The sequence below is a fragment of the Paenibacillus alba genome, from assembly GCF_013204855.1.
In the GTDB taxonomy this organism is placed as follows: Bacteria; Bacillota; Bacilli; order Paenibacillales; family NBRC-103111; genus Paenibacillus_E; species Paenibacillus_E alba.
The window spans coordinates 44098-59815 of the sequence record NZ_JABMKZ010000008.1 but is presented as its reverse complement, the minus strand read 5'-3'; the positions used below and the strand labels follow the sequence as shown (position 1 = coordinate 59815).

12 protein-coding genes are annotated in these 15718 nt (G+C 44.3%); all 12 read right to left on the bottom strand.

What is annotated here, in order from left to right; all coding sequences use genetic code 11:
- Positions 1–10: 10 nt before the first annotated feature.
- Positions 11–832: a carbohydrate ABC transporter permease gene (locus HQN90_RS13375; RefSeq protein WP_173219003.1), complete on the bottom strand. Its 822-nt coding sequence runs from the start codon at positions 830–832 to the stop codon at positions 11–13.
- Positions 832–1698: a carbohydrate ABC transporter permease gene (locus HQN90_RS13370; protein ID WP_173219001.1), complete on the bottom strand. Its 867-nt coding sequence runs from the start codon at positions 1696–1698 to the stop codon at positions 832–834. The genes HQN90_RS13375 and HQN90_RS13370 overlap by 1 nt, the downstream gene beginning before the upstream one ends.
- A gap of 67 nt (positions 1699–1765) precedes the next feature.
- On the bottom strand, positions 1766–3034 hold the full coding sequence (locus HQN90_RS13365; protein ID WP_246362317.1) for an ABC transporter substrate-binding protein: 1269 nt from the start codon (positions 3032–3034) through the stop codon (positions 1766–1768).
- A 224-nt stretch (positions 3035–3258) separates the two neighbouring features.
- The gene (locus HQN90_RS13360; protein ID WP_173218984.1) at positions 3259–4269 is read right to left on the bottom strand and encodes a LacI family DNA-binding transcriptional regulator; all 1011 of its coding nucleotides are present in this window, start codon (positions 4267–4269) and stop codon (positions 3259–3261) included.
- A gap of 168 nt (positions 4270–4437) precedes the next feature.
- Positions 4438–6048, bottom strand: a complete 1611-nt coding sequence (locus HQN90_RS13355; RefSeq protein WP_173218981.1) for a helix-turn-helix domain-containing protein — start codon at positions 6046–6048, stop codon at positions 4438–4440.
- A gap of 123 nt (positions 6049–6171) precedes the next feature.
- Entirely contained in the window at positions 6172–7161 is a 990-nt protein-coding gene (locus HQN90_RS13350) for an ABC transporter substrate-binding protein (RefSeq protein WP_173218978.1), read from the bottom strand.
- A 624-nt stretch (positions 7162–7785) separates the two neighbouring features.
- Positions 7786–8622 carry a carbohydrate ABC transporter permease gene (locus HQN90_RS13345; protein WP_173218975.1) on the bottom strand — a complete coding sequence of 279 codons (837 nt, stop codon included), beginning with the start codon at positions 8620–8622 and terminating at the stop codon, positions 7786–7788.
- A gap of 16 nt (positions 8623–8638) precedes the next feature.
- Positions 8639–9577 (bottom strand): carbohydrate ABC transporter permease, encoded by a 939-nt coding sequence (locus HQN90_RS13340; protein WP_173218972.1) that lies wholly within the window; start codon positions 9575–9577, stop codon positions 8639–8641.
- Positions 9578–9646: 69 nt separating this feature from the next.
- Positions 9647–10981, bottom strand: a complete 1335-nt coding sequence (locus tag HQN90_RS13335; protein ID WP_173218969.1) for an ABC transporter substrate-binding protein — start codon at positions 10979–10981, stop codon at positions 9647–9649.
- A 375-nt stretch (positions 10982–11356) separates the two neighbouring features.
- Entirely contained in the window at positions 11357–12478 is a 1122-nt protein-coding gene (locus HQN90_RS13330) for a GntR family transcriptional regulator (RefSeq protein ID WP_173218966.1), read from the bottom strand.
- A gap of 282 nt (positions 12479–12760) precedes the next feature.
- On the bottom strand, positions 12761–14062 hold the full coding sequence (locus HQN90_RS13325) for an ABC transporter substrate-binding protein (protein WP_173218963.1): 1302 nt from the start codon (positions 14060–14062) through the stop codon (positions 12761–12763).
- 75 nt (positions 14063–14137) lie between these two features.
- Positions 14138–15718, bottom strand: coding sequence for a response regulator (locus HQN90_RS13320; protein WP_173218960.1), 1581 nt, complete (start codon positions 15716–15718; stop codon positions 14138–14140).

Below are 15718 nucleotides of genomic sequence, written 5' to 3'. Positions count from 1 at the left end.
ATCCACTTGTTTACTTCACAGCACCTTGCGTAATGCCATTAATAATCCACTTTTGCGCAATCAGATAGACGATAACCATCGGGGCGAGTGCAAGCAGATACGAGGCAAATGCCAAGTTAAAATCCGTACTGAATTGGCCTTGAAATACATACTGCACGAGAGGAAGTGTATACGATTCCGGTTTACCTAGAATAATAAGCGGCAGCATAAAATCATTCCACGTCGACAAGCAGCTTAAAATGGCAATCGTCGCATTAATCGGTGCCAGCAGCGGGAAAATAATACGCCAGAAGGTTCCATAGGTGGAGGCTCCGTCAACCGTTGCAGCTTCTTCCAATTCAACCGGTATGGTGCGAATATAGCCAACATACACAAATATGTTGAAAGCGAGTCCATACACAATGTAAAGAATAATTAACCCTGGCATGTTGTTCATATGCAAATCCGTTGTCAGCTTTACAATCGGAAGCATAATAATTTGAAAAGGAATAAACATCGCACTAATGAAATAGAAGTACAAGCCTTTAAAAAACTTCTTGTTCATATTCCGCGCAATCGCATAGGAAACAAGCGAATTGGTCAACAGAATGAAACCAACAGAACATACTGTGATAACAAAGCTGTTCCCTAAAGCCGAGAAAAAGTTGGTCGCCTCAATGGCATTCTTGAAGTTCTCGAAGTGCAATCCCGTTGGGAGCGAAAACACCGATTTCGCCATTTCCTCCGGATTTTTGAGAGCGATAGCAACTGCCATATATAAAGGGAACAAAACCAGCAATGATCCCAGAGCGATCAAACTCGTGACGATCCAGTTCGTGGAATGTTTTGTCATTACGCATCCATCTCCCGATTCTGCAAAAATTTAAGCTGTACGACGGAGATGACGACAATCACGATAAAGTAAATAACAGCATTCGCGGCTTGATACGCAAACTCTCCGCCTTGGAAGCCGCCTTGATAAATCAAGTAGGCAATGGACTGTGTCGCGCGACCAGGTCCGCCTCCTGTCAATGCGACAATCTGGTCAAATACCATCAGGGAACCCTTCATAGCCAAAACCATATTGATCGTGAAGAAGGAAGAAATCATCGGAAATGTGATTTTCCAAAACGTCTGCCATTTACCCGCTCCGTCCAAACTGGATGCTTCATAGATATCTTGTGGAATCGTTTGAAGTCCGGACAGATAAAGAATCGTGTTAAACGCAATCCCTTGCCATACAGCAACGATAACGATACCGATCCAGGCCCATTGCTCATTGCCGAGAATGTTAGTAGACAGGAACTCGATGCCTAATTTCTCTCCCCACGTCGGAACAATGTTGGAAAATAAATAGTTGAAAATATAACTGACAATAAGTACCCCAAGCACATTAGGGAGGAAATAAACCCCTCGGAAGAAATTACGGTATTTGATCCGTGAGTTTAAACCCAATGCAATAAGCAAACTTATCACATTAATGAATATGGTGACGACAATCGCGTATTTAAAAGTAAACAAATATGAGTTCATCACATTGTTATCTTGAAAGAGGCCAATAAAATTCTTAAAGCCAACAAAGTCGTACGCTTCACTATACCCGTCCCAATTCGTAAAAGCGTAATAAATGCCTTGCAAGGCAGGAAAGGTATGAAATGCGAAAAATAAGAGCAATGCTGGTATGACCATACTGTAATACGCCGCTTTTTTTGAAACCATGATGATCCTCCTTTAATAAATAGGGAGAGAGCGCCTTACGGCGCCCTTCTTCTATGTGCTTCGGCGTTTACTTGCGGTTAGCAACTTTATCCCACTCGGTATCAAATTGTTTCACATAAGCATTGACATCTTTTTTCTGCAGGTAGCTTTGGATAATCGTATCGGCTTTAACAGCACCAGGAATGTAGTGATCGGAGAAGTCATCAATGTTGCCGCTGGCGAACGAAGCATTCAGATCCTGTACGCTTGCATCGGTTTGATTCACGTTTTTAACAGCTGAGAACGCTTTTTGCTCGTCAATGTAAGTTTGAACATTCTCAGGTTTCAGCATAAATTCAATAAACTTCTTAGCTTCTTCCGCATGCTTGCTGTTTTTGGAAATCGTCAGCAAGGTATCAACGCCGGAAATAACTTTATTCTTGGAAGGGTCGTTAGTAGCAGGCAATGGGAACACACCCAAATCTATGCTCGGATTTGCTTTTTTAATTTCTGGAATGGCCCATACACCTTGCAGGTACATTGCGGATTCACCTTTAGCGAAAGCCGTGTTGCCATCGTTGTAGCCTTTGCCCATCATATCCTTTTGACCAAAATCCAGAAGTTTCAACTGTTTGTCAGCCACTTCACGGAATTCTGGGCTGTCAAACTTAACTGAGCCTTTTGTTCTTTTATCATAGAAATCAATGCCTACGATGTTGGTCGACAAGGAGTTAAAAGGCACCATCACCGTCCAAGAGTCTTTAATCGTCAGATAGAACGGAGTTTTACCGGCATCCTTCACTTTCTGCGCGGTAGCCATCAATTCATCCCAAGTTTTTGGAACGCTTAGCCCCAATTCTTTGAACATGGTCTTATTGTAAATAACACCGCTGGCATTAGCTGTAAAAGGAATAGCGTATAATTGATCGGTGCCTGTCAGCTTTTTCAACATGTCTATGTAGGACGGCTGGATAGTGGCTGTAAGGGAATCATTCGAAAAATCAGCAAATAAACCGCTTTTGGATAACTGAGCGAACGTATCCGTTGCTCCAAGGCCAATAATATCGGGAATGTCCTTCTTGGCTACACGCGTTTTCAGGACTGTTTCCGCATCGGGCGGGTTAACTTGAGTCACTGTGATGTTCGGATTTGCATCGTTGAACTTTTTGACCAGAGCATCGAAAGAAGCTTTGGCTTCCGCTTTATTCTGGAAAAACTCCAACTTCACTTTTTCCCCTTTTGCAGCAGGAGCTGTCGTATTGGAAGAAGATTCACTGTTCGTTTTTCCGCCTCCGCAGCCTGCTAGTACCGAAAGGGCGAGGACGCTTGTAAAAATAGTTGTCGTTGTTTTTTTCATCGGTAAGACCTCCATTTTATAAATGAGATTATGAGTAAGGCTGATATTTATTAAAGTAAACGTTTAACTTAATGAGGTAAAAAATATGAATCTTAAAAAGCGCTTCACACCACCACCCTTAAAGAGTAAACCACGTTTATTTCAACTATCGCAAGACCTTTTTTACTGGAAAATTACAACATCATGTTAAACGTTTACTAAATAATCTGAAAAAGAAGCCCTTTTCAAGGCTTGGATCGCACTGTTTGTCTTTCTACCAGATGATGACTTACAATGCTGCTCGACACTTGCGTTGAATCTTCTTCGATTAACGAAATTAATTTCTCCGATGCCATGCGCCCCATCATTGTCAATGGTTGATGAATGGTCGTCAATGGCGGATAGATCATTCTGGCAAATTTCAAATCATCGTAACCTATGATCGAAAGATCATCCGGAATTTTAATCCCCCGTTCCAAGGCAACATTCATTGCACCGATGGCCATCTCATCGCTTGCTGCGAACAAAGCCGTAAACGGAGGTGCTTCAGCCAGCAGCTTTTTCATGGCTTCCGTGCCGCCCTCCAGATTAAAATCACCATTCGCCACTCGCGATTCGATGTATTCAATTCCATTGTCAGCCAAAGCCTGACGATACCCTTCCAAGCGTGGTAAACCCGCTATCCGGTCTTTAGGCGAACCGCTGATCATGGCGATCTCCCGGTGACCCTTCTGAATGAGATAGTCTGTCGCATGATAGGCCGCTTGATGATCATCAACCTTCACATAAGGTATCATATGTTTCTGAGACATCGTATTTACAAGGATGACAGGAACTCTCATTTCCTTGATTGCTTGAAAGTATTCATCCTTAAGCACTTCGCTTGTGAAGACAATGCCATCTACCTGCTTCTCCCGGAGGACTTGCAAATACTTCATGGTCCGCTTGCCTTCTTCAGCCGTGTTGCACACAATAACACTGAACCCTTTTTCCTGAGCAATTTCCTCAATTCCATGAAGAATATCAGATGAGAAGCTGCTGGACACATGCGGGAACAGAACACCAATCGTCTGTGTCCTCTTATTAACGAGCCCTCTTGCGATCGCATTAGGTTGATACCCCAACTCTTCCACTGCCTGCATGACCTTTTGTTTGGTCTTATCTGAATAGCCGGTGAGGTTATGAAGCACTCGGGAAACTGTAGCGACAGAAACATCAGCTGCCTTGGCCACATCTTTAATTGTCGCAGGATTCATAGCGTACATTACCTTCTTTGCATAACATCATTATTTAGTCTAACATGATTTTAGCTGAGTAAACGTTTAAGTAATCTTAGAATAGTCTCCTGTTCAAAGTTTGTCAATTAATTTTTAAATCGCTTACAAAAAAATATTACGGCAGCTGCCCGCCGCCTCTTCCACCCATTAATTGACTAGCATGCTCAGTACATCGTCTATTTTTTTGCTGTTGGCTAGGTAGCCATGGTTCATCCACGTCATAAAATCGACCTCGAAGGCATGACGATTGCGTACAGCGGGAATGGTCTGCCACAATGGATGGGCAACTTGACGTCTTTCTGAGCCCGCCTCTTGTTCGTGCCACTTATCAAAAGCGAAGAAAATATAATCGGCCTCCAGCTCTTGCAGCCATTCCCAAGTCACACCCTTTCTGCCCGCTTCATAGGTTAACTCCTGCACCATCGGGTGTGGGACAATCCCCAAATCCCCCCATAGAAAGGGCTTCGTGTAGGTCTGATCAACACTAATGCACTTGGCGGATATACGCAGAAAAGCATACGTCCGATTTGTGATTGAGCGGGTTAACAAACTTCTGGCCTTAGCTGCTTTGGTCTCATATTGCTGGATAGCCAGCTCCGCTTGATCGATCCGCCCCAACCTATTCGCCACTGTTCGCAATGTCGAGTGCCAATCCTCATCATCATGCGTGATGATCTCCGTCTGCACAAAACGCTTGCATTGCTCGTATTGATTGGTTCGATATTCATAATCACTTCTTCGTGCGATGATTAAATCTGGATTGAATGTCGCCAGTGGTTCAAAGCTATTCTGCAGCACATCGAAAGCTGGAACCGCATTTAGCCTTAAATATTCTTGCCGACCCCAGCCTGCATGCGACCACTGCACAATCGGCGTAACTCCCAAAGTGAGGAGTATATCTTCCATAAGCAAAGAGACGATGCGCATCTTCCCCCGATGATGATGCCTGTACCTCCCTGGTGCTATGCCCTCCAATTTCTTGAATCGGCGGTTGAAATAAAACTCGTTATTGAAGCCGACATGCTGGGCAATCTCGTGAATCCGATCCTCTGTTTTTAGCAGCAACTGCTTAGCATGGTCGATCCTCAGCTTATTAATGAATTCAAGCGGGAATTGACCAGTCAGTTCCTTGAATATCCGCGTGTATTGCCACTGAAACACGTTCGCATCCGAAGCCAACTGAGACACAGTCATTTGATCGGCATAATGGTCGCTTATATAGTCGATCGAGCTTTTCACACTATCACGCAAGTTCAATGCTGGCACCGCTCTCGTGTTTTGCTGTAGGAAAAGACGAATCAGCTCCTCGAACCGCACATGGTTGTAAAACCTCATCAAATCATTATCATCGGGACTATGCTGCTCAATTGCTTCTAGTAGATCAACACATTGTGAGAACGGTACGCAAGTTAAAGCGCCCATACACGGGAAAGCCTCCGGCGACTCGTATCGCCACGCAGTTGTATCCGAAACTCGAAACGCTTTGAAAGTGACGAAGTAGAGAGAGAGGCTGTTTTCTTGTGTAGAGCTGAGCGCGGCTTGACCTGGCTGTGCAACAATCAGACTTTCCCTGATCAGTCCGTAGGAACGACTTCCTATCTTCATTTCTGCTGCTCCATCCATAACGGCAAACAGCATGTACTCGCCATCGAGAGCGTTGCACTCTTCACTAGAAAATGGGACCATATGGAGTTTTCGGATACCTGTCATCATATAAATGACGAAAGGATAGCGGCGAGATGCCGTCTCATTTTTCATCTTACACGCCTCATTTCGTTGTAGTGAGAATCATTATCATTATTATAAAACAAAAAGGAAAGCTCTTCAATCTTGCATGAAAAGCTTTCCCTTTATATCCTAATGATGTGTTTACTGGACCGTTTATTTCACTAAAAATTTCAACAGATCGTCAATTTTCATCCGATTCGCTGTAATGCCCCCCGATTGCCAATGCGAACGTTCAAGCTTATACACATGACCATTTTTCACAGCTGGAATGCCTCTCCAAATGGGATCGTCAAGCAGTGCAACAGCCTTCTTATTGGACTCTGAGTCCCACTTCCCATCAGAAGGGAAAATGATAATATGATCGGCAGTAAACTCCGGTATTTTTTCTTGTGAAATAACTTCATGGGCTTCGATACTCTTCACCCACGGAAACGGCTCCAAACCGAGGTCTTTGTAAATCATGCCCGTGTAGGCATTATTCTGACCGAACAGGCGCAGCTCCGGCTTTCCTCCGACATCAAGACGCACAACAGCAACGGTTTGCTTGCCAATGGCCGCTTCCAGCTTCAATTTGGCATCTGCTACCTTCTGATCATAGTCTTTCAATACGCTGTCTACCTTCTCAGGAACACCAAGCAGATCGGCAACAGTTCGCAGTGTCGCTGCAGGGTTCGTAGTCACATCGCGGGTCAACCGATAGGTTGGAGCAATCTTCGAATACATTTCGTAGCCCGCTTGATCTATCCCGGCATTCAAAATAATTAAATCGAGATTCTGCTCAATCAGCGGCTCGAAGCTGCCAGTGATATCGAACAATGGAACTTCAGCACCCGGCATCCCCAAATAATCCTGCTTCCCCCACGATGGATGATACCACTGTACAATCGGCTTCACGCCCAGGGCCAACATATAATCCTCCAAGTAAATGCCTGCCACTCGCTTTGGCTTAATGGGAATTTTCACTTCACCGAAAGCATCCTTGACTATTCTTGTCCCACTGTCCGTCTGTTTATTGGTTCCCGTGACTCCCTCGCTGCTTGATTTCCCCTGCTTATCGCTGCAGCCTGCCAAACTTACCATAATAACAAGGAGCACGACCAGCCAATGAGTCCCCCGTATGCGCCCTTTTAATGTCTCTGCCATTCTTTGTGCCAACTCCCTCAGCTAATGTCGGTTATCATGCAATGAATTTTATCAGTAATAATGATAATCGTTATCATTACTTGCATAGCCCATTATAACCTGCCGATTAGGCTGACTCCATACACATTTTCAATATCATTTTGCACAAACGCAACGATACTGTCTCAAAAGTAACATTGTTGAAATGCAAGTCAGTTTCAATCAATAGACAACAGCAAAATCTCTCCTTTTGTTCAAATGGTTGGGTGGTACCTCCATTTTGTCAAAAAGAGATATCTTTTTACTATTCTCTAAGGTCTTTCAGGCTTTTGATACAGCCTCTTGTGGCTCTAGGAAGGCGTATTTTTTTGCATTTCACTGGATAAACTCCAGTCAAAGTAGCATTTCCTCCTTCCGAAATCCGAAAACACTGTAATAATTCCAATAGAAATTGGGTTTACGGCCTCTTGCAAGGCGATTTTTTGCATTTCACTGGATAAACTCCAGTCAAAGGAGCCTTTCCTCCTCCCAAACCCGATAACACTGTATTAGTTCCAGTGGAATTTGCCAACAGGCTTGGGGTAACAGAAGAGGCTGCCTCATAGTCATTTTCGACTTTTGAGACAGCCTCGTTAATTTAATGATTTAACCCTTTATACCACTAAAGGTGATTCCATTAATAAACGTTTTCTGGAGAAAAAAGAACAACACAATAACGGGTAATGTCATCAAGGTCGATACGGCCATTAGCAGGCCCCATTCCGAACCTTTTTGGCTTTGGAACTGCTGCAATCCCAGTGAGACCGTATAGGATGACTCATTGGTTAAATAGAGCAGCGGACCAATGAAATCGGTCCAACTTCCCATAAATTGAAACAGTGCCACAGCTAAAACAGCGGACTTGGCTAATGGAAACATGATTTGCAAGTAAATCCGGAACTCACTGGCACCGTCTATGCGGGCCGCTTCGCGCAGGGCGTCGGGCAGTCCAAGAAAAAACTGCCTTAGTAAGAAAATGTAAAACGGTACACCAAAAAATTGCGGAACAATGAGTGGGAGAGATGTTCCAACCCACCCTATTTTAGTGAACAAAAGGAAAAGGGGGATCATGGTGACTTGTCCGGGAATCATCATAACAGCAAGCGTAACGAAGAACAGCACGCCGCGACCGCGCCACTCCAACTTGGCAAAACTGTAGGCTACCAAGGGACAAGATATGATCACACCAAGCGTACTGCCAATTGTAATAACCGCAGTATTTCTCAAGTATGTCCAGAACGGGATGTATTCTACCGCACGGGCATAGTTGCTCCACTGAAATGGATGCGGAATCCACTCTGGGGGAAACGTAAAGATCTGTGTGAGCGGTTTAAGAGAAGTTGAAACCAGCCAAATAAAAGGAATAATGAAAAAAAATGAAGCAATAATTAGACATAAATGGGCTAAAGTTCGATTAATTTTTTTGACAACTAGAGGATTCATTCCTTTATTGCCTCCTTTATTTACCTTGATAATGAACCCAGCGTTTAGATGAAACGAAAATTAATGCAGTTAATGCCATAACAATAACAAACAAGATCCATGCCATGGCGGAAGCATAGCCCATTTTAAAATATTTAAAACCGTTCTCGTATAAGTACATGACGTAAAATGTCATGGAGTTTGCTGGGGTTCCTTGGCCTTTGGTCATCGTGTACGGGAGGGTGAACTGTTGAAACGCGCCAATCGTTCCCATGACCAAATTGTAGAAAATAACAGGAGTTAGCAAAGGCACAGTTACTGTTTTCGTTTTCTGAAACCAACTAGCCCCATCGATTTCCGCAGCTTCGTAGTACTCATCGGGAATGTCTCCTAAACCAGCAAGGTAAATGACGACTGCATGACCAATCCCCCACAGAGACATAAGGATGAGGGACGGTTTAGACCACGATTCACCACCCAGCCAAGGGGGGCCATCGATACCGATATTCGCTAACATCCCATTGACCAAACCGAAGTTTGGATGCAATAACCACATCCACAAGACAGCCAAAGCCACCTGCGGCACAAGGGTAGGCAAGAAGAAGATCGTTCTGTATACAGCCATCCCCTTGATCTTCAAATTTAACATCATAGCGAGTGACACACCGAACAATATGCTTAAAGGTACAAAAAAGACGGCAAAATAGATCGTGTTGTAAATAGATTTCCAGAACAAGGGATCATGAAAGAGATCCTTATAATTATTCAGGCCCACAAATTCACCAGGCTGCAAAATGCTATACGTGGTGAAGCTGAAATAGATCGAGGCGAACATTGGAATGGCATAGAAGAAAATAAGACCTAGAGCCCAAGGTGAAGCAAAAATCCACCCGATTACGTTAGTCCGACGAAATGATCTTTGTTTTCTTACGATCTTGGTGCCTAAAGCATGAATAGAATCAACTTGCTTTTCCATTTACATCCTCCTTCCGAATCTTACGCGAATAGGCAGGGAGAGAGTGACTCTCCCTGCCTATGGCATATCTTATTTATTATATTTTTCCAGCGCTTTATTTACGGTCTCCGTCACTTTGTCGAGATTCTCCTTGGGGGTGCCATTGCTGCGAGTGGCCTTTTCCGTTGCAGAAGCCAATTCATTCCAGAGCAGTTGTCCTTCAGGTATGACCGGACGGTTATGTGAATTGGGAAGAATGCTGACGAACTCTTTCATAATGGGATCGTCCTTGTATCCGAATTTAGCGTTAACTGAATCGATAACTGACATGCCGGAATTAGCGTTCAGCAAATATTGCCCTTCTTCTTTGCCTAGAAATTCAAGGAACTTCCAAGCAGATTCTGTGTTCTTAGCCCCTTTAGGGATAATTAAAGACATGCCGCCGGACCACGTTGTGAAGTCAGTTCCTGTCGGTGTCGGTATCGGTGTAACGCCATAATTCAGATCCGGTTTAAATTTCTTAATACCCGCTACCGTCCAGTTTCCACTAATCTTCATACTGATTTGCCCGCTGATGAAGGGGTCCATCTCATCCGCACCTGCTGCGCTTGTGAATCCTGCAATATCCTCAACATTGTATTTTTTACCGAAATCGGTCATCCACTGAAGTGCTTCTACGACCTTAGGATCATTGGCAGTGATCTTCCCTGTTGATTTATTTTGGAAATCTCCTCCGAACGACCATCCCCAGCCGTACAGCCAGCCTTGTGAATACCATGGTATAAATCCGATCCGTTTGAACCGTTTGCCATCCTTACTGGTCAGTTTCTCTGCAGCCGCTTCGAGCTCGGCAATGGTTTTCGGCGGATTGTTCGGGTCAAGCCCGACTTCTTTGAAATGATCTTTATTATAAAAGAGTAAGCGAGAGTCCGTACCTAACGGAATGGCATATAACTTGCCTTTATAACTGGACTCATCCCAAGCAAATGGATAATACGAATCCTTATTAATTCCAGCTCCAGCGGCCATTGCGGATAAGTCAGTCAATGAATCTTGCGCAGCCCAAGAACCAACTTTAAAACGGTCGAAATAAGCAATGTCTGGAGGATTACCCCCTGCGACCGCAGTAAGCAGCTTCTGATCGGAGCCCTCAGAGGACTCTGTATAAACCATTTTGATTTTGATCGTAGGATTTTTCTCTTCAAATGTTTTCACAACTTTATTCATATTTTCCAAATCGATGGATGTAAGACCATGCCACATCGTGACAGTAGATACACTGCCCTGTCCCCCTTTAGCATCTGTGGCGGTGCTGGTTGAAGTCGTACCACCAGTTGTTGGAGTCGATGAGCAAGCGGTTGCAAGAATTGAAATAGAGAGTACAGATACCCATACTGGAAATACGATTTTCCGTGATTTTCTCATGCATAATTCCCCCTTAAGGTAGGTTTTATTATTTCAACTTAACTTCCTGTGAAACCTAGCTCACATCCTGTAAGGATCAGATGTGCATGAACTCAAATGAACCTTGATCTCACGTACCACTATGTATGTATGCGTTTACATTATGTCGAGAAAACCCACCTCATTTCCACTAATTAGTATGCTTGTATATACTAAGTATATTAATATACACATACATAACACGTCAACTTCAATATCACGACATTAATTTCCCAAAAACTGCCTATTTTAGCTTTCTTCCTAGGGATCATGTCCTTATATTGCATAAAAACAAAAACAAAAAAAACATAGCGTAACCCATGTTTTTTTCAACCGCTATTGCGCTGCCGCTGCCGGCTATTTTTTCACGATCATTCGATGTTCGATAATTCGCTGTTCGGGGACAGCTTCTCCGCTTAACTGCGAGACAAGCAAACGCACGGCTTCTTCGCCCATTCGTTTCTCATCTTGTTGAATATGCGTGAATATCGGCTTCCCAAAGTGATCGTTCAATGAGTCGAAGCATACGATGTCATAATCGTCCAGCGATCTTCCTAACGTGTCAATCACCTGAGCCAGTATTGTTGCGACCAGATATTCCGAGACGACGAATGCCTTTACGTCTGGGTATTGTTCCAAAAAGTGCTTGACCGTAGTTTTGTCGCTTTCGCTTTCCGTTCCATGCATATTTATGGGAAGGGTACCCTTTAAATTCGTCAAACAATAATCCTCGTTTAGCTTCAAGCCTTCTTGGGTGAAGGCTGAGGTATAGCCGAAAAGCCGTTCTTCCAAAGTTGATGTATTCTCCACTGGCGGAGACAAATAAGCGATTTGCTTATGACCTTTCTCGATCAAATGAAGTGTAAGCTCCTTGGCGGCTTTTTTATTGTCCGTGTAAACCGAGCAAACTGGAATTCCTTTCAAGTATCTGTCGACTAATACGACAGGAAACTTGTCCAGTACAAGACGAAGCAGCTCCTCATTATAATGTTCGCCATGGATCGGAGTCACAATCAAGCCCTTGATGCCTAGACTGCCCAACAGATGGATAGCGCGTTCTTCTTCTTCTCTGCTCCCCCAAGTTCGTTTGATAATCAGATCATACTTGTGCTCAGCGCTCTGCTTTTCCATCGAACGAAGCAGCTGCAAGCCAAATTCGTCGGAAAAATTCGAAATAATGAACCCGATCAACTGTCTGCCTTTTTCTTCGGGTACCCTGCTTATTCGTTCCTCCCAATGGCGCTTTTGCTCCAATCCCCCTGTAGTACCATTCTCGACAAACGACCCTTTTCCCTGAATGCGTTTGATGACCCCTGCTTCGGCCAACTTTTCCAGCGCTTTTTTGGACGTGATACGGCTGACGCCAAACTGTTCGGCTAGTTCTTTTTCAGAAGATACACGGTCTCCTGGCTTCAATTTGCCAATTTGAATCTCTTGAACAATATGCCTATAAAGCTGTTCATATAAATGCACTTCCATCTGATTCACCCTAACGCCGTTTTGTTAATATACTAAGTATATCATCCCATAGATGATTAGCAATCCTAACCTGCTAATTCAGTCCTTTTCTTTGGAAAATTTCACTGCACAATCAAAAATAAAAAAGTGCTTTTGCCAATAGACAACGTTTCAGCTTTTTAACAAAAGCAAAACACAACTATTACAAAAACACTCTTATGGCCACTGCGATTTCGATAATGCTATTATAGTGACTTATGACCTATTAAGCAAGGTAAGGATTCTCTGAATAAGACCAACGAACTAATTAGCCAAAATATCGTTGATCTTCTTCTCCAGCATTGCTAGTCCTGCTTCCGGATCAAGCCCGCCCAGCACGATGCTCTGGAGATCCTCCGAAAGCGTTGTAAAGATCGTCGCATACTTGTCGGTTTGCGGCGCAAATTTAACATGATGCTGATCTTCGATAAAGAGCTTCCTATAGGGCAGTTGTTGATACGCCTCGCTTTGCAGGACAGCTCGATTCGCCGGCACATGTCCGGCAAGTCCCCAGGTCTTGCTGCCAACTTCAGAGAAATATCTCATGAAGACCATTGCTGCGCGCTGCTTCTCCTTGGACACATAGGCAGGTACCACCAGCGTGTGCGAGCTCCCCCAATGCGAGAAGCTGCCGAATATGGGAGGAACGGGCATAATGCCAATCGGCAATGACTTCTCGCTGAGATGGTGTCCTGCTTCCCACACGCCTCCGAACCATAGCGCGGCTTTCCCCTCATGGAAGGAGTCCCATGGCGTTTTATCGTTTAAATCGGACAAATGATTAGCGTAAAGCTGCTGATAAAATTTCAACACGCTAAGCGCTTTCTCGTTATGGATGGCTGCTTTCGACATATCAGAATTGAGCAGTTCACCCCCTGCCTCATAATAAAGGTTCAGGAATGGTTCCTGAAAATAAGGGGTGTTCACTGCGAAAGGCTGAACACCGGGTACTTTCGCTTGAATTTGCGTCAGCATGCGAATGAAACCCTCCGGCGACGCCTCGCCAAGTTTCGGCGTTTCATCTTCATTCAACAAACCAGCATTTTTCAAAATCGCCTTGTTGTAATAAAGCATGTGAAAATGCGTATCCAGCGGTACTGCGTACGGTTTGCCGTTAAAGCTAACACTCCGCAAATTGGACTCCTCGATTTCTTTGAAATCAAATCCGTTTTCACTTGCCAGACCGTCAAGCGGCACAATCTGCTTCGCCTTAACGAACGGTGACATCCGATCGACATGGGCAACTGCGACATCCGGTCCCTTCCCGGAAGAAAGTGCTGTACTCAATTTCACATAGTATTCATTGGATTCCAGACGAAGTTGTTTGACGAAAATCTCTCTCTGCGAAACATTGAAGCTTTGAACAATTTGTTCGACGAAATCCCCTTCACCACCGCCGAAAGGATTCCAAAATGAAATCTCCACAGGAGCTTCATTCCCGAGTGATGCGGGTTTATTTTTGGTCATTTGCTCGGTGCCGCCATCAGGGCTGGTCGAACAACCTGAGACCGTGAGCACCAGCATAACGATAAAGGATAGAGGCAGAGCTCGGTACTTCCTGAACATAACAGTTACCCCCTCTCTATATAACCGACACTTATTTTAGTAAGCGTTTGCAAATCTGGATGTGAAAGGAATCGACTAGACGTCGCCTCTAGTCCGATTCCGATATTCCGATGGGGAAACCCCCGTAATCTTTTTAAACACTTTGGAGAAATATTTCGGGTCCTGAATCCCAACCAAATGACCGATGTCCGCCGTTTTGAGCTCGCCCGTTAGCAGCGTCTTCGCTTTCTCAATGCGGATGCGTGTCAAATGCTCCAAAAAGCTTTCACCCATTTCTTTTTTGAACAGGTTGGCAAAGTAATTTTTGCTTAAATGAACTAGCTGACTGATCGATTGCAAGGAAATTTCCTGATGATAATACATCTGTATGTATTGGGCTGCCTTAATAATCCCGTTGCGGTCACTGTTATATACGTGAATCATGTGCTCGACAAGCTCTTCGAAAGCCTGCAGAAACCACGTTTTACTCTGCTGGATCGTCTCCAATTTGGCTAGCTGGTCAAAATATTGCTTTTTCAGATGAAGAATATTGTGCTGATCGCTGGAAACGTCCGACCAAAGGGTCGTCAACATAATTAGGAGCTCCAAAGAGATGATTTGTACCATGTCATAATCTTTGCGGGAAGCGAGATGCTCGAATATTTCTTCCAAATAGGCTTGCAGTTCCTCGGATTGAAACGCATAGACCATCGAATGTATGTGATTCGTACTCACCTTGATAGGCTCGGTTTGCTGATTCTGCACAGGAATGTAATCCACCCCATATACAATCACCTTCCCGCTGCCGATAAACATTTTATACTTAGCGGCGGTCATAGCTTGCTCATGCGCATTGTGCAAATCTGTCCAAGCCATGATGCCTCTGCTGACCCCAATGGTACAAAGCATTTCATAGTTATCTAACAGATACGTAAGAAGCGATTGCGCGATTTCCCTCACTGCCTTCAAGTCTTGAGCCTTCCGCGAAAATAAAAGCACATTCATTTCGCCTAGTCTATCTGGGAACACTTCGTAGCTAGCCCCATATTCCGCCGCCACAACGCGATCCAACGCACTTCGTATATAGGATTGCCCTTCCGTAATACCCAGCTGCAAAGCGTTTTTCCCAATATGCAGCACATAAAGCGGCAGCTTGGCCTCCAGAAGTCCCAAACTTTCAATAGAGCTCTGCACGCTTAACTGTTCTGTCCCTGAACCTTCGACAAGATCCAGCAGCAGCTTCTCTTTCCATAATGGCTGGGCGCTTGCCGACTGCTTCTCTTCCCTGTTGGGAGATGCCTCTTCTAAGGCTTCCTTCACCTTCATCAAGGCTTGTTCGAAATCTCGCGGCATCATATCCGACTTGATTAAATATTCCGAAACCCCATAGCGGATCGCTTCCTTCGCATATTGAAAATCCTCCAAATTGCTGAGAATCAGGATTTTCATGTTGGGGCTAAATTTACGCACTTCTGAAATTAAACCAATCCCGTCCATGATCGGCATTTTGATATCGGTAATCAAAATATCCGGCGGCTCCTGGCGGATAAGCGCAAGGGCCTCTTGTCCGTTGGATGCTTCCCCAATAACGCTTAACCCTATCTTTTCCCACTCGATCATAGACCGAATCCCATACCTGACAATATATTCATCTTCGACAATCACTACGCTAAACAT